The sequence below is a fragment of the Mesorhizobium sp. M0496 genome (assembly GCF_040321205.1).
Lineage (GTDB): Bacteria > Pseudomonadota > Alphaproteobacteria > Rhizobiales > Rhizobiaceae > Mesorhizobium.
In genome coordinates this window covers 383,548-402,923 of sequence record NZ_JAMYRC010000001.1, presented here as the reverse complement: position 1 = coordinate 402,923, position 19,376 = coordinate 383,548, and the positions used below count along the sequence as shown (strand labels likewise).

Annotated in this window: 22 protein-coding genes; 9 read left to right on the top strand and 13 right to left on the bottom strand. The window is 61.8% G+C overall.

Translation table 11 applies throughout. From position 1 onward, the window contains the following. Positions 1–8: 8 nt before the first annotated feature. The 8 genes from rarD to cysS all read right to left on the bottom strand — a co-directional run bounded on the left by rarD (position 9) and on the right by cysS (position 7,276). Complete coding sequence (rarD, locus tag NKI73_RS01950) at positions 9–926, bottom strand: EamA family transporter RarD (RefSeq protein WP_352626954.1); 918 nt, start codon at positions 924–926, stop codon at positions 9–11. Between the two features lie 83 nt (positions 927–1,009). Next, the gene (cimA, locus tag NKI73_RS01945) at positions 1,010–2,626 is read right to left on the bottom strand and encodes a citramalate synthase (RefSeq protein WP_352626953.1); all 1,617 of its coding nucleotides are present in this window, start codon (positions 2,624–2,626) and stop codon (positions 1,010–1,012) included. Between the two features lie 197 nt (positions 2,627–2,823). Beyond that, positions 2,824–3,783 (bottom strand): prolyl aminopeptidase, encoded by a 960-nt coding sequence (gene pip, locus NKI73_RS01940; protein ID WP_352626951.1) that lies wholly within the window; start codon positions 3,781–3,783, stop codon positions 2,824–2,826. Beyond that, positions 3,780–4,256: a GFA family protein gene (locus NKI73_RS01935; RefSeq protein WP_352626949.1), complete on the bottom strand. Its 477-nt coding sequence runs from the start codon at positions 4,254–4,256 to the stop codon at positions 3,780–3,782. The genes pip and NKI73_RS01935 overlap by 4 nt, the downstream gene beginning before the upstream one ends. Next, on the bottom strand, positions 4,253–4,744 hold the full coding sequence (locus tag NKI73_RS01930; protein ID WP_352626947.1) for a GFA family protein: 492 nt from the start codon (positions 4,742–4,744) through the stop codon (positions 4,253–4,255). The genes NKI73_RS01935 and NKI73_RS01930 overlap by 4 nt, the downstream gene beginning before the upstream one ends. Before the next feature lie 6 nt (positions 4,745–4,750). Continuing rightward, a complete protein-coding gene (locus tag NKI73_RS01925; RefSeq protein ID WP_352626946.1) occupies positions 4,751–5,137 on the bottom strand; it encodes a VOC family protein in 387 nt (128 codons plus the stop codon). Continuing rightward, a complete protein-coding gene (locus tag NKI73_RS01920) occupies positions 5,134–5,541 on the bottom strand; it encodes an endonuclease domain-containing protein (protein WP_352626944.1) in 408 nt (135 codons plus the stop codon). Before NKI73_RS01920 ends, NKI73_RS01925 begins: the two co-directional genes overlap by 4 nt. Before the next feature lie 298 nt (positions 5,542–5,839). Beyond that, positions 5,840–7,276, bottom strand: coding sequence for a cysteine--tRNA ligase (cysS, locus tag NKI73_RS01915; protein WP_352626942.1), 1,437 nt, complete (start codon positions 7,274–7,276; stop codon positions 5,840–5,842). 387 nt (positions 7,277–7,663) lie between these two features. On the opposite strand from cysS, the gene NKI73_RS01910 reads away from it, so the two are divergent. Then, on the top strand, positions 7,664–7,819 hold the full coding sequence (locus NKI73_RS01910; protein ID WP_111549195.1) for a hypothetical protein: 156 nt from the start codon (positions 7,664–7,666) through the stop codon (positions 7,817–7,819). Positions 7,820–7,948: 129 nt separating this feature from the next. Here NKI73_RS01910 and NKI73_RS01905 read toward each other — a convergent pair whose 3' ends face one another. After that, positions 7,949–8,710, bottom strand: coding sequence for an SOS response-associated peptidase (locus NKI73_RS01905; protein WP_352626939.1), 762 nt, complete (start codon positions 8,708–8,710; stop codon positions 7,949–7,951). Positions 8,711–8,837: 127 nt separating this feature from the next. Between NKI73_RS01905 and NKI73_RS01900 the strand changes: the two genes are divergently transcribed. From NKI73_RS01900 to NKI73_RS01885, 4 genes are all read left to right on the top strand, one after another. Beyond that, positions 8,838–9,272, top strand: coding sequence for an NUDIX hydrolase (locus NKI73_RS01900; RefSeq protein ID WP_352626938.1), 435 nt, complete (start codon positions 8,838–8,840; stop codon positions 9,270–9,272). A gap of 97 nt (positions 9,273–9,369) precedes the next feature. Continuing rightward, positions 9,370–9,747, top strand: a complete 378-nt coding sequence (locus tag NKI73_RS01895; RefSeq protein WP_352626937.1) for a TIGR02301 family protein — start codon at positions 9,370–9,372, stop codon at positions 9,745–9,747. Between the two features lie 361 nt (positions 9,748–10,108). Continuing rightward, positions 10,109–10,366 carry a hypothetical protein gene (locus NKI73_RS01890; RefSeq protein ID WP_008874920.1) on the top strand — a complete coding sequence of 86 codons (258 nt, stop codon included), beginning with the start codon at positions 10,109–10,111 and terminating at the stop codon, positions 10,364–10,366. 70 nt (positions 10,367–10,436) lie between these two features. Further along, a complete protein-coding gene (locus tag NKI73_RS01885; RefSeq protein WP_352626935.1) occupies positions 10,437–11,225 on the top strand; it encodes a hypothetical protein in 789 nt (262 codons plus the stop codon). A 5-nt stretch (positions 11,226–11,230) separates the two neighbouring features. Here the strand turns inward: NKI73_RS01885 and NKI73_RS01880 are convergent, their stop codons facing one another. The 3 genes from NKI73_RS01880 to NKI73_RS01870 form a co-directional block, all read right to left on the bottom strand. Further along, positions 11,231–11,959, bottom strand: coding sequence for a nucleotidyl transferase AbiEii/AbiGii toxin family protein (locus NKI73_RS01880; RefSeq protein WP_352626934.1), 729 nt, complete (start codon positions 11,957–11,959; stop codon positions 11,231–11,233). A 70-nt stretch (positions 11,960–12,029) separates the two neighbouring features. Continuing rightward, positions 12,030–12,257: a hypothetical protein gene (locus tag NKI73_RS01875; RefSeq protein ID WP_352626933.1), complete on the bottom strand. Its 228-nt coding sequence runs from the start codon at positions 12,255–12,257 to the stop codon at positions 12,030–12,032. Positions 12,258–12,310: 53 nt separating this feature from the next. Continuing rightward, positions 12,311–13,642, bottom strand: a complete 1,332-nt coding sequence (locus NKI73_RS01870; protein WP_352626931.1) for a dihydroorotase — start codon at positions 13,640–13,642, stop codon at positions 12,311–12,313. 75 nt (positions 13,643–13,717) lie between these two features. Here NKI73_RS01870 and ygfZ point away from each other — a divergent pair, with 75 nt between their 5' ends. The 3 genes from ygfZ to NKI73_RS01855 all read left to right on the top strand — a co-directional run bounded on the left by ygfZ (position 13,718) and on the right by NKI73_RS01855 (position 17,416). After that, positions 13,718–14,578 carry a CAF17-like 4Fe-4S cluster assembly/insertion protein YgfZ gene (gene ygfZ, locus NKI73_RS01865; RefSeq protein WP_352626930.1) on the top strand — a complete coding sequence of 287 codons (861 nt, stop codon included), beginning with the start codon at positions 13,718–13,720 and terminating at the stop codon, positions 14,576–14,578. Then, the gene (locus NKI73_RS01860) at positions 14,578–15,210 is read left to right on the top strand and encodes an HD domain-containing protein (RefSeq protein ID WP_352626928.1); all 633 of its coding nucleotides are present in this window, start codon (positions 14,578–14,580) and stop codon (positions 15,208–15,210) included. The genes ygfZ and NKI73_RS01860 overlap by 1 nt, the downstream gene beginning before the upstream one ends. Positions 15,211–15,274: 64 nt before the next feature. Next, positions 15,275–17,416 (top strand): putative bifunctional diguanylate cyclase/phosphodiesterase, encoded by a 2,142-nt coding sequence (locus tag NKI73_RS01855; RefSeq protein ID WP_352626927.1) that lies wholly within the window; start codon positions 15,275–15,277, stop codon positions 17,414–17,416. A 12-nt stretch (positions 17,417–17,428) separates the two neighbouring features. Here the strand turns inward: NKI73_RS01855 and NKI73_RS01850 are convergent, their stop codons facing one another. After that, a complete protein-coding gene (locus NKI73_RS01850; RefSeq protein WP_352626926.1) occupies positions 17,429–18,319 on the bottom strand; it encodes a fatty acid desaturase family protein in 891 nt (296 codons plus the stop codon). Positions 18,320–18,430: 111 nt separating this feature from the next. Here NKI73_RS01850 and NKI73_RS01845 point away from each other — a divergent pair, with 111 nt between their 5' ends. Next, complete coding sequence (locus tag NKI73_RS01845) at positions 18,431–19,342, top strand: LysR substrate-binding domain-containing protein (RefSeq protein WP_352626924.1); 912 nt, start codon at positions 18,431–18,433, stop codon at positions 19,340–19,342. Positions 19,343–19,376 lie beyond the last annotated feature (34 nt).

Below are 19,376 nucleotides of genomic sequence, written 5' to 3'. Positions count from 1 at the left end.
GAAACTCCTTACCGGGCAGAAACCTTGCGCGCTGTCGTCAACATCGACCAGGAATAGACCGCCAGTGCGGCCCAGATCAGTGCGAACGCTACCGCCTGAGTGGTGCCGAAAGGCTCGTCGAAGATCAGCACTGCGATCAGGAACACCATGGTAGGCGCGATATATTGCATGATGCCGATGGTGGAGAGGCGCAACAGCTTGGCGCCGAAGGCGAACAACAGCAGCGGTACCGATGTGATCGGACCGCAGCCGATCAGCAACGCCGTATCGGCACCGCTACTGGATACGATGTGGTCCTGTCCGGTCGCGATCAGATAGATGATGTAGCCAAGGGCCGGCACCGACAGCAGAAGCACTTCGAGCAAAAAGCCCTGACTCGGGCCGATCGGCAAGGTCTTGCGGAAGAAGCCGTAGGCGGCGAAGGAAAACGCCAGCGCCAGCGACACCCAGGGCAGCTTGCCGCCCTCGATGGTCAGCACCGCAACGGCGACGGCCGCCAGCACCACTGCCGCGATCTGCAGACGATCGAGCCGCTCGCCAAGCAACAGCGCGCCGACGACGACGCTGACCAGCGGGTTGATGTAATAGCCGAGCGCGGTTTCGACGGTGCGGTCGACGGCGATCGCCCAGACATAGATGCCCCAGTTGACCGAGATCAGCGCCGCCGTCAGTGCGGCCATGGCGATGGTGCGGGGTGAGCGCAGTGCCGCCTTGAAGTCGGTTGTACGGCCGGCCCAGACCAGCACGGCGGCGGCGATCGGCACCGACCAGACGATGCGGTGGGCAATGACTTCAGCGAGAGGCAGATGCGCCACGGCCTTCATGTAGAAGGGCAGCATTCCCCACAGCAAATAAGCGCCCAGTGCAAGCAGGAATCCGCGACGAGCCTTGGAATCAGCGTCCAGGGTAATTGCTTCAGTGGCCATGGCCCAAGCCTATGGCCCAGCCATCTTGCCAAGACCATCGCAAAGTTCTGATGGATCAATGGACTTTCGCTGATGGTTCAACCCTACTCGGCCGCCACCAGTCCCGCCATTTCGCGGTTCTTCATCAGCTTGTAGACGATCGAATCCATCAGCGCCTGGAACGAGGCGTCGATGATGTTTTCGGAAACACCCACTGTCCACCAGCGCGCGCCGGTGCCGTCATGCGATTCGATCAGAACGCGGGTGATCGCCTCGGTGCCGCCATTGAGGATACGCACTTTGAAGTCGGCGAGCTCCATGTCGGCGATCTCGCCCTGGAACTTGCCGAGATCCTTGCGCAGCGCGATGTCGAGTGCGTTGACGGGGCCATGCCCCTCGGCCACCGACATCTTCTCCTCGCCGTCGACCAGCACTTTGACGATCGCTTCGGAGACCGTCTTCAACTGGCCGTTGGCGTCGAAGCGGCGCTCGACCATGCAGCGGAACGAGGTGACGTTGAAGAATTCCGGCAGGCCGTGCAGCATTTTGCGCGCCAGAAGCTCGAAGCTGGCGTCGGCGCCCTCATAGGCATAGCCCTCGGCCTCGCGTTCCTTGACCACCGATATCAGCGCGTCGAGCCGGTGATCGTCCTTCGGCACGTCGATGCCGCGCCGCTTCAGTTCGGCGAGGAAATTGGCCTTGCCGCCCTGGTCCGAAACCATGACGCGGCGGCGGTTGCCGACCGTTTCCGGAGGCACATGCTCATAGGTCGCCGGCTCCTTGGCCAGCGCCGAAGCATGGATGCCAGCCTTGGTCGCGAAGGCGGAAGCGCCGACATAGGGCGCCTGCGCTTCCGGCGCGCGGTTCAAGAGTTCGTCAAAGGCGCGCGACAGGCGCGAAATGCCGGTCAGCGCTTCAGTCGAAATGCCCGTCTCAAAACGGTCGGCGAAGGCCGGCTTCAGCGCCAGCGTCGGCACGATCGAGATGAGATTGGCGTTGCCGCAGCGCTCGCCGATGCCGTTGAGCGTGCCCTGGATCTGGCGCACGCCGGCCTCGACCGCAGCCAGCGAATTGGCCACGGCCTGGCCAGTGTCGTCATGGGCATGGATGCCGAGATGATCGCCTGACATACCGAAGGCGATGACGCTCTCGACAATGGCGCGGACTTCCGACGGCTGCGTGCCGCCATTGGTGTCGCACAGCACCACCCAGCGCGCGCCGGCATCATAAGCGGTCCTGGCACAGGCCAGCGCATAGTCGGGGTTGGCCTTGAAGCCGTCGAAGAAATGCTCGCAGTCGACCAGCGCCTCCTTGCCGGTGGCAATCGCCGCCTCGACGGAGGCCTTGATGGCGTCGAGGTTCTCCTCGTTGGTGCAGCCGAGCGCGACACGGACATGATAGTCCCAGCTCTTGGCAACGAAGCAGATGGCATCCGACTTCGATTGCACCAGTGACGCAAGGCCGGGATCGTTGGACGCCGACACCCCTGCCCGCTTGGTCATGCCGAAGGCGACGAATTTGGCCCGCGCCGTCCGCTTCTCCTGGAAGAAGGCGGTGTCGGTCGGGTTGGCGCCGGGATAGCCGCCCTCGACATAGTCGAGGCCGAAGGTGTCAAGCAGTTTGGCGATGGCGATCTTATCCTCGACGGAAAAGTCAATGCCCGGCGTCTGCTGGCCATCGCGCAAGGTGGTGTCGAAGAGGAACAGTCTTTCCTTTTTCATGACAGCAAGGTGCTTGAGCACCCCCCTCTGGCCTGCCGGCCATCTCCCCCGCAAAGGGGGAGATCGGCAGCTTTGACGACAGCGCTGGTCCTGCAATGTCGGCGATTGGCGAAAGCGAAGGCGACATCCAATCTCCCCCCTTGCGGGGGAGATGTCCGGCAGGACAGAGGGGGGTGTGAAGGATCGCCGTGCATCGCCTATATCTTCCCTGCAAACCGATCCGTCTCCCGGATCAGTTGATCCAGAATGCCTGGCTCCGAATACGCATGACCGGCGCCCTCGATCAGGTGGAAATCCGCCTTCGGCCAGGCCTTGTGCAGCGCCCAGGCATAGCGCGCCGGGCACGGCATGTCGTAGCGGCCGTGGACGATGGTGCCGGGGATATCCGCAAGCTTGTGTGCGTCGCGCAGCAGTTGCCCTTCCTCCAGCCAGCCGGCATGGACGAAATAGTGGTTTTCGATGCGGGCGAAGGCGACGGCATAGTCGTCCTGCCCAAACGGTCCGCTGGTCTCCGGCTCCGGCAACAGTGTGATGGTCTCGCCTTCCCACAGGCTCCAGGCGCGGGCCGCCTCGATCTGCGCCTTGCGATCGCTGCCGACCAGCCGCTTGCGGTAGGCGGCCATCATGTCGCCGCGCTCGGCCTCAGGGATCGGCGCCAGGAACCGCTCCCATTTGTCCGGGAACATTTCGGAGACGCCGAACTGGTAATACCATTCGAGTTCGGCGCGCGTCAGCGTGTAGATGCCGCGCACCACCAGTTCACTGACGCGTTCGGGGTGCGTTTCGGCATAGGCAAGCGCAAGCGTGGAGCCCCAGGAGCCGCCGAACACCAGCCATTTGTCGAAGCCGGCCATCTCGCGCAGCCGTTCGATGTCGGCGACCAGATGCCAGGTGGTGTTGGCTTCGAGCGAGGCATTGGGGGTCGATTTTCCGCAGCCGCGCTGGTCGAACAGGATGACATCGTAGAGCTTGGGGTCGAACAGCCGCCTGTGTTTCGGCGAGATGGTACCGCCCGGCCCGCCATGCAGGAACACCGCCGGCTTGGCGCCCTTGGTGCCGGAACGCTCCCAGTAGACCTGATGGCCGTCGCCGACATCGAGCACGCCGGAATCGAACGCTTCGATTTCTGGATAAAGAGTACGCAATTGACTGCTCATAGCTGCAAACCTTTGGTCGGCCAGTCCGCTGTTTCATGGTCGGGGTGCTGGAAGGAGATGATGGATTCCTGCCGGGCGTAATAGTCGGGATCCTGGTGGACGGGCTGATCGAAGATCGTCTCCACCCAGGGCAGCCGCGCGGCGTAGTTGACCTGGATCTGCGGTGCCAGATCCGAACGGTCGTCGAAGGCGCCGATGGCGATCTCAAGTCCGCCTGGCTGCCGATAGGTCAGCGGCGTCCCGCAGCGGGCGCAGAAACCACGATCGATGTTGACCGACGACTGGAAATAGCTCGGCTCTTCATGGGTCCATTCGACGCCATCCTTGGGTACCGTGACCAGCGCGCCGAAGAACGAGCCGAATTGCTTCTGGCACATGCGGCAATGGCAGATGGACGGACGGCCGAGCGCCCCATGAATGCGGAAACGGACGGCGCCGCATTGGCAGCCACCAGTTCTTACCTGATCGGTCATGGCTTTTCCTTTGGCGGCCATTGTTCGGTGTCGTGGTCGGGATGCTGGTAGGAGACGAGATCGGCCAGATAGGGGGCCGAAGACATATCGGCCATCGTCTCCTCGCCCGGCAATTGCGGAATGGTGTCGACATAGGGCAGCTTTGCCTCGGTGCCCCACTGAATCAGCGGCACGATCTCCGCCGGATTGTCGAACGCACCGATGGCGAGGCCGACGCCATCCGGCGCGGTGAAGGTCAGCGGCGTACCGCAATCGGCACAAAAACCACGATCGACATGGTTGGACGAGCGAAAATATTTCGGCTCACCACGAGTCCAGTCGAGCTTCGCGCCGCGCACCGAAACCAGCGGCGCGTAGAACGAGCCGAACGCCTTCTGGCACATGCGGCAGTGGCAGATCGAAGCGTCTCCCAACGCGCCTTCGACGCGAAAGCGCACCGCGCCGCATTGGCAGCCGCCGGTGTAGATCGGCCGGTTGTCGAGGCTCATCGCCGCTCACTCCGGGGCATGGCAGACGGCTTCGACATTGTTGCCGTCGGGATCGAAGACGAAAGCGCCGTAATAGTTCGGATGATAGTGCGGGCGCAGCCCTGGCCCGCCATTGTCCTTGCCGCCGGCGGCAAGGGCCGCGGCATGGAAGGCATCGACCTCGGCGCGGCTGCGCGCGGTGAAGGCGACGTGCTGGTGATCCTTGGGCTTGTCCTTGCCGGCACTCAGCCAGAACACCGGCCGGTCGCGGCCATAGCCACCGACCTTGGCGCCGCCGGTGTATTCCAGCGGCACCATGTAGAGGAGCGCGGCACCCAACGGCGCCATTGCCTTGTCATAGAACGCCTTCGAAGCGTCGAAATCGGCAACGGTGATACCGAGATGGTCGATCATTGAACGGACTCCCTTACTGGTTCGCTCGCCGGCATTTCGAGGCCGACCAGGCCGGCCTCGATCACGACGTGCTGGCAGGCATTGTCGATATCGCGAATGACGTCGTCGTTCCAGAAGCGCAGGATGGTCCAGCCACTGCTCTTCAAATATGCGCTGCGTTCTGCATCGCGCACGACGTGCTCAGCGTCTGCGTGCTGGCTACCATCAACCTCAATAATCAGCTTTTTTTCCGAGCAGGCAAAATCAACGATATAAGGGCCGATTGGCACCTGCCGGCGGAAGCTTATGCCCACTAGCCGATGCGCGCGAAGCTCGTTCCAGAGCTTCAGCTCGGCGTCGGTCATCACACGACGCATGGATTTTGCGTTCTTGCGCTGGCGTGATGGGACGAGGTCGTGACCCATCAGGCACCTTCGTACGAGAAGGCTGCTAAACGTTGCAGAACAGGTCTACTCGGCGGAGCTGCCAATCTCCCCACTTGCGGGGGAGATGTCCGGCAGGACAGAGGAGGGTGCTGTCCCGCCGACCTATTAACTGGAGACCGCTGCCTTCTCGAGAAACGGTCGAAACGAGGGTAAGCAATCAGAAACGATGGCGTTCCTTCACACCCCCCTCTGTCCTGCCGGACATCTCCCCCGCAAGGGGGGAGATTGGCCGTCGCCAGCGTCTCCGCCAACCTTGCAAAAGTGTTTCGCACCACCTTCACCGCTTCACCTCCCAAGTGGTGATGCGTTCGCCTGTGACCGGGTCCTTGCCGTCCTTCAACTGTATACCTTGTGCCAGCAGTTCGTCGCGGATGCGGTCGGCCTCGGCCCAGTTCTTAGCGGCGATGAATGCGAGGCGCTTGGCGATGGCCTTTGCGACGCGGTCTTCGTCAACCTTGGCCGACGCGACATCGAAGCCGAGGAACACCAGCGACGCCTTCAGCGACGCAGCGGCATCGTTGCCGTCCGCTGCCTCGCCGGCCAACTGCGTCAAAACCTGGAAGGCGGCATAGGTGGCGAGATCGTCCGACAAGGCATCGATGACCTCCACTGGCAACTGCCCTGCCGCCGACGGCGCGAGGTCCGCCCCCCGCTTCCATTTGCGCAGCGTGTTCTCAGCCTCTTCCAGCTTGCGCACGGAAAAGTCGATCGGCTCGCGATAGTGCGTCATCAGCATCGCCAGCCGCAGCACCTCGCCCGGCCATTTGCGGCCGCCAAAGGTCTCGGTCTCCAGCAACTCGTTGATCGAATAGAAATTGCCGAGGCTCTTCGACATTTTCTGGCCTTCGACCTGCAGGAAGCCATTGTGCATCCAGATGTTGGCCATGACGTCGGTGCCGTGGGCGCAGCGCGACTGGGCGATCTCGTTTTCATGATGCGGGAAGATCAGGTCGAGGCCGCCGCCATGGATGTCGAAGACCTCGCCGAGATAGGCCGCCGACATTGCCGAGCATTCGATGTGCCAGCCCGGCCGGCCCCTGCCCCATGGCGAATTCCAGCCCGGCTCCTCCGGTGACGACAGCTTCCAGAGGACAAAATCGCCGGGATTTTTCTTGTGCGCGTCGACGGCGACGCGAGCGCCGGCCTGCTGCTCGTCGAGATTGCGCTTCGACAGTTGGCCGTAGTCAGGCATCGACGCCGTGTCGAACAGGACTTCGCCTGCCGCAACATAGGCATGGCCGCGTTCGATCAGGCTTTGAATCAAGGTGATCATGTCGACCTTGCCGTCGGCGCGAGGTTCGACGAATTCGGTGGCGCGCGGCTCGACCGTCGGCTCCAGGCAGCCGAGAACCGCCACATCCTTGTGGAACTGATCGGCGGTCTTTTCGGTGACCCGCCGGATCGCTTCGTTGAGCGAAAGCGTGCCTGAAGCGATCTCGCCGCCGAAATCCCGCAAGGCGCGCGCGTTGATCTTGTCGTCGACGTCGGTGATGTTGCGCACATAGGTGACGTGCGTCTGCCCATAGACATGACGTAGCAAGCGGAACAGCACGTCGAAGACGATCACCGGCCTGGCATTGCCGATATGGGCAAAGTCATAGACGGTCGGGCCGCAGACATACATGCGCACGTTGTGCGCATCGATCGGGACGAAATCCTCTTTCATCCGCGTCAGCGTGTTGTAGAGGCGCAGGCCCTGCGATGCGTCAGACATTCGTGCCTTCCCGATCTGTTGTGTTCAGGAGTCCGCCTAGCGCCGAGGCGCAAACCGGATTCCAGCCTGCTGGCCGGGGCGTTTGTCCAATCTGGGGAAAGATGAGGCGAAAACGTCCGGACCAGCGCGAGGCTAGCCAATAATGCAAATGCCACAAATGGCGAAAAACGTTTTCATAGGCGGCTTTATCGCCTTGGCTTGTGTTGCCGTCAAGTCGCTAGTTTCGGCAAAAACGTCGCCGGATCACAGGTAATGATGCACTGAAACATTTTATTAAACATGTCGGCACAGTCATGAAACATTCGTCGGCTAGATCAGCAGGCGTCACGATTTGGTCAGAATCGGCCATCAAACGCAGACACGGAAATGTTACCTGGGAAGAGAGACATGCCCCGAACGAAGCAGGAATCCAACCGCGCCAAGCAACCAGCGCTGGCCAACCACTACCGCGCAATCGGCCCGGCCGCGATCGTCGCCGCCCTTCTCCATACCGCGAAGAAGAAGAAGCCGGCACAGAAGATCGTATCGCCCCGCGCTGCCTGAAAGCGGTGTGCGGCCTGGCGCCAAGGCGCCGGAAATGAAGGCGCCAATGCGCACCTTGAAGCAATAGCTTCGGTCCTTTGTTTGAGCATGATCTTTCCCGAAAACCGGGGCCACTTTCAGGATCATGCTCTAAAACAGCGTCATCTGACTGTCGTCCGCGCCGGGCTTCCGGCGCTTGACCTTCTCGGGCTCCGGCCCGATCTCGCCCCGCTCCTGAATCTCCGGTCCGGTGTTGGCGACCTTGTTGACGAGGTCGGAGATGGGAATTGCCTCGAAGAAATCGAGCTGTGCCGGCCGCAACAGATCGGCCACATCGCGCGGCTCGAGCGTGCGGCAATCCAGCCAGCGGGCGAAATCCCTGGGATCGATCACGACCGGCATGCGGTCGTGGATATGCGCGATATCGGCATTGGCGTTGACTGTCAGTATGGCACCGGTGTCCATCTCCGAACCGCCCGGCTCGGCATAGGTCTCGATCAGGCCGGCAAAGGCGACCAACCCGCCGTGCCTTGGGCGTATCCAGTAGGGCTGCCCCTTCTTGCCACCGGTTTGCCGCCACTCGTAAAAGCCTGACGCCGGCACCAGCGCGCGGCGATGGCGCATGGCGGCTTTGAACGAGGCCTTTTCGGCAGCGCCCTCAGAGCGCGCGTTGAACAGCAGTGGAAACTCCCTGGTGTCTTTGACCCAGGTCGGGATCAGCCCCCAGCGCACCAGCATCGGCTGCCGGTCCGGCAGATTCGAGCCCGGCGCCCGCGGAGCGGCGGCGATCGCCATCAGGACCGGCTGCGTCGGCGCGATGTTGTAGCGCGCTGGAAAATCCTCCAGTTCGGCCAAGCCTAGCAAGGCGGCGGTCTGGTCCGGCGTCGCGGTCAAGGCAAAACGTCCGCACATGGTCGATTGGTGCCCTCGAATGGTTCTGTTTGAAAGTGGCGATGGAACCGGCGTTGCGCAACCGCTAAACCTTCCGCATGCTGAGCGGTCCACAACAGACCTGCCTTCAATGCCTGATCGGGAATCCATGAACGAAGCGCGCAAGACACTCCCGGCAGTCTCGGTCGCCATCGTGCGCGCGAATACCGTGCTACTGGTCAAGCGAGCCCGGCAACCCTCACAAGGGCTCTATGCCTTTCCGGGCGGCAAGGTCGAGCCCGGCGAAACGCTGGAGCAGGCTGCCGCCCGTGAACTGCTGGAAGAGACCGGCCTGCGAGCCACCGATTATCGACCGCTTCGGGAAATCCACATCGACGGCAGGGACGACAGCCACCCGGTCGATTATCTCCTCACGGTCTTCGGCGCCGCCTATGCCGGCGGCGAGGCGGTGGCCAACGACGACGCCGAGACAGCCGCCTTCTATACGCTCAGCGAGATGGCGGCACTGCCGCTTGCCGGCTCGGTGTTCGCGGTCGCCGAAGACTTGTTGAATTCCGGCGGAAGCGGCGGGCCGCAGCCCTGAAAATCGCCTTGCGGGCGACAAATTGTTTCGCCACAAAGGCTTATGCTGTTTGGCAGAGCCAGAACGGCTTATGCCGTTCGGCAGAGAACCTTATGATATGAACCGTCCATCCCTGCTCCTTGCCATATGTCTTGTTGCCAGCACGGCTATCTCGACGCGACCCGCGCTCAGCGCCGATTCGCCGTTCGAGCCCGGGTTGATGCGGCTGGCGGAGGTTCTGGGGTCGCTGCATTTCCTGCGCAATTTGTGCGGCGAGAAAGGCGACCAGTGGCGTGTCGAGATGGAGAAGCTGCTCGATTCGGAAAATCCGGACGCCGAGCGGCGCGCCCGCTTCATCGCCAGCTTCAATCGCGGCTACCGCTCCTTCGGCGGCATCTATACGCAGTGCACCCCTTCGGCGACCGAGGCCATCAGCCGCTATATGAAGGAAGGCGAGACGCTGTCGCGCGACATTGCCTCGCGTTACGGAAATTAGGCATTTCGGTTGCTCATCAACAACTATCCGGACAATTGCCGGCGACAGCCGATATATCCGACTTGTGCCAGGCGACATCTTGGTGCAATCCTCATGTGGCACTTCTGCAACAGTATTAACGAAACCTTACCGCGAGAATGCGGAATTAACTCAAACTGAAGGTTTTCGCCCCGCAGGCAGCCCTAATCGGCTAAGTTTGACTCGAGTTGAATGCAGCTTCGCGCAAGGCAATCGGGCTTTGTAAAAGACGATCAAAAAAATGTCGTATTTACAAATACTTAATTGACCCTGCGTGTGAAATGAACAGATCAAGCCTGATCCACATTGACGGATCGCTGCTTGAAAGGGTGGACATTCGCTTATGGAACATGGTGTCAACGACATCGACGCGCTGGTCAGGGAAGAGAAGCGCCTGACCGCCGTGGAAAGCCACAGCGAGGCATGGGCGGAAGGTCTCTCCGCCGGCATAGAGCCCGAGATCATTGCCGAAGCAGCGCTCGAAACCGCCTTCGGCGAGATGTTGCGTGCCAATGGCGAGACCTCGGCCCTTGCCCTGCTCGACCGTATGCGTGAAAAGGTGATTGCTGGCGCCTTCGAACCTGAACGGCTGCGGCACTGAACCGACCTCCGGTTCTTTGACGACGGAATGCCGCTCGGGCGTCATGCCCGGAAGCAGGGAGAAACGGGCAGTGAGTTTTTCGATGTCAGGCAAGCCGCGTGGCCTGGCCCTTTGCATCTGCTTCGCCGCTTGCTGTGCCGCGATTCCCCTGATCGTATGTTTCGTGAGCAGCCCCGCCTATGCGCTGAGCGAGATCAAGCGCGAAGAGCTTCCCCCAACAGTCACGCCGTCGGCCGACGGCGACATCTCGCCGCCGGGAAGCACCGTGCCAATGCCCAATCCGGTCGGAACGCCGCCTCCGACCAGCCAGCCGGTTCCTCCGGCCGAATCCGAGCCCGACAGTCCGGCGGATGGCGGCGTGACCAGGCCGCGCGTCGATCCGGACACGCCGGTGCCCGAGGTTGTCTACGATCTCGGCAAGCTGCCGGAACCGGTTCGGCGCATGCACGATCTGATCGTCGAGGCTTGCAAGGGCGGTGACATCGAAAAGCTGCGGCCCTTGATCGGCCAGGGCGACAGCATGACGCAGATATCGCTGACCGACATAGACGGTGATGCCATCGCCTTCCTCAAGGGTCTCTCCAGTGATCCGGATGGGCAGGAGATTCTGGCCATTCTGGAAGAGGTGCTCAATGCCGGTTATGTCCATCTCGATGCCGGCAAGCCGGAAGAGCTCTATGTGTGGCCGTACTTTTTCGCCCTGCCGTTGGACAAGTTGGACGCCAAGCAGCGGGTCGAACTGTTCAAGATCGTCACCGCGGGCGATTTCGACGACATGAAGCAGTTCGGCGCCTATATTTTCTATCGCGTTGGCATCACGCCCTCAGGGCAATGGACCTTCTTCGTCGCCGGGGATTGAGCCAGCTATCGACGTGGTCCCTCGTCGATTCCGGCATCCGGCCATATGCGAGCGGCTTCCCCTCGAAGAAGCGAAATAGTATCCGCCGCCACGCTGGAGTCCATTTGCAGGATATCGGCTGCGTTGCGTAGCTCGTCCTTGTCCTGAAGCTTGTTCACCACCCATGCGACCTTGTGCTGAATGTCTGGCCCGTAAGCAGTTTGCGCCTTGCCGAGCGCTTCGATCGGGATTTCGCCATACGCGTCAATCAACATTCCAAGATCGATAGCATCGCGATATGCGGTTGCGCGGTCCTGGCATCGATCGGCATTGGCCAGCAACTTCTCGGCAAACATGTCTGCGGGGACGAGGATCGATACATTCAGATCGTTGTCGAAATGACCTTGCAGTCTGATGCGGCCTTCGCGGATGACTTCGAATCTGATCGATTGCCCTTTCAATCGTACAATCGTCCTCAAGCCATACTGGTCGATCTGGAAATCCCGAACGGCCTCCACGGGCGCGGGAAAGAACGCCCTAACTCCTCTTTCGGCCGCCCAGGTCCGCAGTTCGCGATAACCGTCGGCGTCGGCACACAGGAAGTCGACATCCAGCGACCGTCGGTATTCGCCGAATTTCATGACGATCGCCGTGCCGCCACCGAACCAGCATTGGTTTGCGGTCAGGAAACGGTGATCCATCAATCCGAGGGCTTCGGCAATGATCCGATGTTCAGGCTTCTTGAATTTCGTCATGATTTCCGCTCGCGGTGTGTCCCGTTGATGTTCCAGCTGCGAGGTGAAGATCAGAAGAGGGGAACAAACTTCAGACAGTGGTCAAAAGGATGCCGTGACCAAACTTGTCTGCCAGAGTCTGGATAAGCAGCTTTTCACGCGTCGTAAGCCGCTTTTGATCGACAAAACGCCAATTCCGCTCGTATAGCGCAAATGCCTCCTCGGCCGGAATTGGGCGTGCTGCATCGCGGTTCCAGGCAAGCGCTTGGAGTTCCGGGAACTCAGCAGGGACAATCGTGGGCGCGAGATCGGCGTTCATATCCCAATTAACTTAGTGGATTGTCCTTAAAAAATCCAACGCCGTAGCAACAGCTACCCCGCCAATGCTTCGGAGAATTCCACCGCTTTGCCCTGGCTCGGCGTGGTAATCTCCCCTTCCCACATCACACGCAGGCCGCGAATGAAGGTGCCGACAGGCCAGCCGGTCACTTCCCTGCCGTCGTAAGGCGTCCAGCCGGCTTTCGAGCCGGCCTGCGCGTTGGTGATGGTTTCGCGCCGCTTCATATCGACGACGGTGAAGTCGGCGTCGTAGCCGGCGGCGATGCGACCCTTTCTCGCCATGCCGAAGATGCGTTGCGGGCCGTGGCTGGACAGGTCGACAAAGCGCTGCAGCGTCAGCCGGCCGGCATTGACGTGGTCGAGCATGATCGGCACCAACGTCTGCACGCCGGTCATCCCCGAGGGCGAGACCGGATAGGGCTTGGCCTTCTCGGCCAGCGTGTGCGGGGCGTGGTCGGAGCCGAGCACATCGACGATGCCTTGCGCGATGCCGTGCCAGACGCCATCGCGATGGCGCGCGGTGCGCACCGGCGGGTTCATCTGGATCAGGGTACCGAGCCGCGCATAGTCGTCGGCGCTCAGCGTCAAATGATGCGGCGTCGCTTCGCAGGTCGCGACATCCTTGTGCTGTTCGAGGAGCAAGATCTCCTCGGCGGTCGAGATGTGCAGGACATGGATCCGGGCACGCGCTTGCCGAGCGATGCGCACAAGCCGTTCCGTGCAGCGCAAGGCGGCGATCTCGTCGCGCCATACCGGGTGCGATGACGGATCGCCCTCGATGCGCATGCCCAGACGCTCGCGCAGCCGGAACTCGTCCTCGGAATGGAAGGCGGCACGGCGGCGTGTGTTTCTAAGGATCGATGCCACGCCTTCGTCATCCTCAACCAGCAGATCGCCGGTGGACGAGCCCATGAACACCTTGATCCCCGCAGCACCCGGTAGCCGCTCAAGCTCGCCGACGTGTTTCGCGTTCTCACGGGTGCCGCCAACCCAGAAGGCGAAATCGCAATGCATGCGACCGCTGCCGCGCCGCACCTTGTCGGCAAGGGCTGCCTCGCTGGTGGTCAGCGGATTGGTGTTGGGCATTTCGAACACGGCGGTGACACCGCCCAGCACCGCCGCGCGCGAACCGGTCTCCAGATCTTCCTTGTGCTCCAGTCCCGGCTCACGAAAATGCACCTGGCTGTCGATGACACCCGGCAGGATATGCAGGCCGCGGCAATCGATCGTCTCGCCGGCCGAGGCCTGGCGGAGATCGCCGATGGCGGCGATGCGCCCGTCCTTCACGCCGATGTCGCGAGCCCCTTCGCCGTCATGGTTGACCACGGTGCCGCCTGTCAGGATGAGGTCGTAGATCATGGCCATGCTCTCTTGCGGGGGGAGTGTCAGCGGCTTACGTAAAGGCCGACCGTTTTGCAAGATCAGGCTGCTTTTCCGCCCATGCCCTTTGCCCAGCTCAAAGACCGCGCGCTCATCTCCGTGTCAGGCCCGGATGCCGAGCATTTTTTGCAGAACATCCTGACCACCGATCTCGACGTATTGGCTCCCGGCGAAGCCAAGCCCGGCGCGCTGCTGACGCCGCAAGGCAAGATCTTGTTCGATTTCCTGATCTCGCGTGCCGGCGAGAATGCATTCCGGCTCGAATGCCGTGCCGATATCTCGGACGATTTCATACGCCGGCTGACGCTCTACAAACTGCGCGCCAAAGTCGAGATTGCCAAGGCGGATCAGGCACTTGTCACCGTCGCGTGGGGACATGAATCAACGCTCTCACAATCTGAATCAACGGCGGCCGCCGACACGCGCTTTCCGAAGGGTGCCGTCACGCGTTCCTATGGTGAAACAGATGAGCGCGGTGACCTTGCCGCGTGGCAAGCCTTCCGCATCGCCGGCGGTATTGCCGAAAGCGGCAGCGACTACCAGCTTGGAGACGCTTTCCCCCATGACGTGCTGCTGGACGAAACCGGCGGTGTCGGCTTCAAGAAGGGCTGCTATGTCGGCCAGGAGGTCGTCTCACGCATGCAGCATCGCGGCACGGCCAGGCGGCGCGTGCTGATTGCGTCGGCCGATGGCCCCCTACCCGCGCCGGGCACCGAGCTAACCGTCGCGGGACGGCCGGTTGGCACGCTCGGCTCGAGCGTCGGCATGACCGGTCTGGCCATTGCCCGCATCGACAGGGTCAAGGCGGCACTCGACGCCAGCCAACCGATTATGGCCGGGGACGCCGCCGTTTCACTTGCCATCCCGGCCTGGGCAAAATTCGCCTTCCCGCAGGAAGCCGTCAGCGCGGAGGAGGCCTGATGGCGGCCGACCGCGTCGGCGCGCCGGCACGCGCCTGGCAGCGCATGCTGTCGGGCCGCCGGCTCGACCTGCTCGATCCCTCGCCGCTCGACATCGAGATTTCGGACATCGCGCATGGGCTCGCCCGCGTTGCCCGCTGGAACGGCCAGACCAGCGGCGAACATGCCTTTTCGGTTGCCCAGCACTCGCTGTTGGTCGAGGCGTTGTTCTGCGAACTGGTGCCCGAGGCTTCGGCCGATACCCGGCTGGCGGCACTGCTGCACGACGCCCCCGAATATGTCATCGGCGACATGATCTCGCCGTTCAAATCGGTGATGGGCGGCAGCTACAAGGACTGTGAGTTGCGGTTGCAGCGCGCCATCCATCTGCGTTTCTCGCTGCCGGAACCAAGTGCCGCACTGCGCAAGGAGATCAAGCGCGCCGACCAGATCGCCGCCTATTTCGAAGCAACGCTGCTTGCCGGTTTTTCGACCGCCGAGGCGACCGAGTTCTTCGGCCGTCCGCGCGGCTTCAATGCCGACCGCTTCGATTTCACGCCACGCTCGGTGACCTGGGCGCAGAATGCGTTCCTGAAGCGGTTTTCCGCGATCGAGAAGGCGCGGCATCAGGTTTCGGCGGCCGCAATCGGCTAAAAACGCTAAATTAACCGGCGGCGATCACAGTAGCTCGTTCGATCACGATCCGCAGGCGCGCCTCATGCCCGTCGCTGATGCCAAGGATGGTTCGGCCGTCCCGGAACGGGACGCCGAAGGCATGGATCGCTCCCGCCACATGGAAAACGAACTGCGCGAACAGAATGAACGCTTTTCGGCCGCGGTCGAGAACATGTCGCATGGGCTGTGCATGTTCGACGCCGACGAGCGGATGATCATCTGTAACGGCAACTACATCAACATCTTCTGTCTCGACGCCAAATTGGTGCGGCCGGGCATCCATTTCATCGACATCCTGCGGCACAGCGTCGACATCGGCATCGCGTCGCAAAGCGCCGACGAACTCTACGCCATCCGCAAGCCCTATATCGACCAGGCGAGACCCTCGACCTATGAGGAAACGTTGTCGGATGGCCGCATCATCAACATCTCGCATCGTCCGCTGGCCTTGGGCGGCTGGGTTTCGATCTACGAAGACATCACCGTACAGCGGCGCGCCGAACAGGATCTCAAGGAGCAGCACCGCCGCTTCGACGCAGCACTTGCCAACATGTCGCAAGGCCTGCTGATGTATGATGCCGACGGCAAGATGATCGTGCGCAATGGGCGTTTTCTGGAACTCTACAACGTCACCGCAGCGGACTTCCCGCTCGGAACGACGCACCGCGACGCGCTCGAACGATTGCTGGAGCTCGGCATCTATACGAAGATCGACGTCGACAGCGAAGTCGCCAAAACCGAAGCCTGCCTGGTGGCGGGAAAAATGCATTCGGCGTATCGGCATCTTACCGACGGCAGGACGGTTCTGGTCACACGCCAGCCGATGAGCGGCGGCGGCTGGGTAGCGACTTTCGACGATGTCACCGAACGCCGCCGCACCGAAGAGCGCATGGCGCATCTTGCGCATCATGACACGCTGACCGGGTTGCCCAACCGCCAGATGTTTCGCGAACGGCTGGACCTTGCGCTGGAAGACCCGGCGGCCACGCCTCTGGCAATCTTCTCGCTCGATCTCGACCGCTTCAAGGCCGTCAACGACACTTGGGGGCATCCGGCCGGCGACTGGCTGCTGAAAAGCGTGGCCGAAAGGCTGCAACGTTGCCTGCGTGATGAGACAGACATCGTCGCCCGCTTCGGCGGCGACGAATTCGTCATCATCAAGTTCGATTTCAAAAGCATCGCCGATGCCGAAAAACTGGCAAAGCGGATCGTCGAGGCGATTACAAAACCGTTCCGCGACAAAAACCGGGATATTCATGTCGGCATCAGCCTGGGCATCGCCGTTTTTCCAGAAGATGGCAGGGACGCCGACACGCTGTTGAAAAACGCCGATACGGCGCTGTACAGTGCGAAGAGCGAAGGGCGCAACCTGTACCGCTTCTTCGAGCCCGGAATGGACGCCATGGTGCTGGCACGGCGCGCACTTGAGACCGATCTCGAGGCTGCGCTGCCGCGCCAGGAATTCGATCTCGATTTCCAGCCCATCATGAACATAGCCACCGGCTCGATTGTCGGCGCGGAAGCCTTGATGCGCTGGCATTCGCCGGAGCGCGGTACGGTGGCGCCGGACAGCTTCATTCCGGTCGCCGAAGAAACCGGACTGATCGTGCCGCTTGGCGAGTGGGCGCTGAGGAAAGCCTGCACTGCGGCGGCAAGCTGGCCTGCCGGCCTGCGCATCGCGGTCAATGTCTCGGCCGTGCAGCTCAAAAGCGGCGGCTTTGCCCGCAGCGTCATCTCGGCTCTCGCCTTTTCCGGCGTGCCCGCTGCCCAGCTGGAGCTGGAAATCACCGAAACGGTGCTGATGGACGAGAGCAAGGCGGTGTTGAAGACACTGCGACAGTTGCGCGAACTGGGCATCCGGATCGCGCTGGACGATTTCGGCACCGGCTATTCCTCGCTCGGCTACCTCAGGCGTTTTCCCGTCGACAAGATCAAGATCGACCGTTCGTTCATTCGCGACATCGGCAATCGCGACACTGCGGCGATCGTTCGCACCATCATCGGACTGGGCGCCGAGCTTGGCATCACCGTCACCGCGGAGGGTGTCGAGACCGAAATGCAGCTCGACATCCTGCGCGGCAATGGTTGTGTCGAGGCGCAGGGCTATCTGATCGGCGTGCCGTCAAAGGCGGCGGACATTCAGCGTCTGCTGAAATCCCGCGCGTTGCACAGCCAGACCGGTTGAAGTCGGCCATCATCAATGCAGTGTCTCGATGTATTTGCCGTGGAAGCTGACATAGCCCGGCTCGACCACCTTCAAATGCCGCTCGATCAGCGCATGAAACCGCGGCAGTTGATGAAACGGCACACCGGGATAGGCATGATGCTCGGCATGGAACGGCATGTTCCACGCCAGCTTGCGGACCAGCCAGTTGGTCAGTGTGGTCCTGGTGTTCTCCAGCATGTTGGCGACGAACGGACAACGACCGTGCTCGGCCAAGAGATAGAGGCGCAGAAACGGCTGTCCCAACAGAGCGGGCAATATCCAGACATAGAGAAGCACCGAGAGCCGGAAATAAACGGCCAGCAGAATGACCACGACATAAAAGGCAATCATGGCGCGCGCCTCGATGCGCACCTTGTCATAGCCTTTTGACGGAACGTAGCTTCCCCGGCCTCGGTCAATCGCGTTGGCATAAAGCGTCTTGAGGTGGCCGCACCACAACGGGATACCAGAGACATGGACGAGATATTGCCGCCATGTCTCCGGTTTGGGGAAGGCCAGCTCCGGGTCGTTTTGCGGATCCTGCGTGTATCGATGGTGGGCGAAATGGAAGTAGCGAAACCAGTCCGCCGGCAGCGCGATCGCCAGGCTGCACACCCGTGCCACGGCATCGTTCAGCCATTGCGTTTCGAAAGCCGTGCGATGGACCGTTTCGTGCAGCAACGTGAACAGGAACACGATGAGGATGCCTTGCGGCAGCATCAGCAGCGGCCAGAACGGCACCTTGGCTGCGATCAGCGATCCGATCATCATGATCGCGCCCCAATGAGCGCCGAGTTGGACGAGACCCATAACATCGGACTTGGTGGTCAGGCGGTTGCGCTCTTCCTGCGTCAAGGATGCAATAATGTCGCGATGATCCACGGGCTTCGATCCATGCTGGGGTTGACGAAATCCACTGTAGTCAATGAAAAAACTTTCCAAAAACGACGATTTCTGCAATTTAGATAAGCTAAGCTTATCTATCTGGCGGTCATGGTCACACTTCCATCTCTCAAAGGACTTCAGGCCTTCGAGGCTGCGGCGCGTGCTGGCAGCTTTGCCGCGGCGGCGGAAGAGCTTTCGGTATCGGCCGCCGCCGTCAGCCAGCTCATCCGGACCGTCGAGGAGCAGATGGGCCGCAAGCTGTTCCACCGCGTCAACCGGCGCGTCGTCCTCACCGAGGCCGGCGTCGAGATGCTGCCCAGGCTGACCATGGCCTTCCAGGAGATCGGCAGCGTCTCGCGCGAACTGGGCGGCGATGCATTCCGCCCGCGCCTGGTCGTATCGGTACCGCCATCCATGGCCATGGGTTGGCTTTCGCAGCGTCTCGCCGGTTTTGTCGCAAGCCGTGGCGCCGTCGACATATCGCTCAGAGGCGACGACGACCCGGTGCCGTTCGACCGTGAGCTGATCGACATCAGGCTCACTTATGGCCCGCATTATCGCGAGCACCCGACCGAGGATATCGTCCAGGACGCAGTCTATCCCGTGTGTGCGCCCGGGCTGGCCGACATGATCAAGCCCGACGGCCTCGCCGGCCTGCCGCTCATCCATACCGGCTGGGGACCGACCGGTGCGTTCTTTCCGTCCTGGAACAACTGGTTCGAGGCGGCCGGCATCGAGCCCGGCCGGGCAGCGCAGCGCGGCCTCTCGGCCAACTCGTCGCGCGCGGCACTCGACCTTGGCATTTCGGGATTGGGCGTAGCGCTGGCGCAAGGGATCTACTGTGCCGCGGCGCTGGAGGACGGTCGGCTTGTCAGGCCCGTTGCCCGGGCGCTGGAGCTGCGCCAGCCCTATTGCCTGACGATCCCGGAGCGCAGCGCGAGGCGCGATGTCGTGGCGGCGTTTCGCCAGTGGCTGATCGACGAATGCCAGCGCGCAGTGAGCTCGCCGGCACTCCGTTGACCTGACAGGCGACGATGGTCAGAGGTGCTCGCTC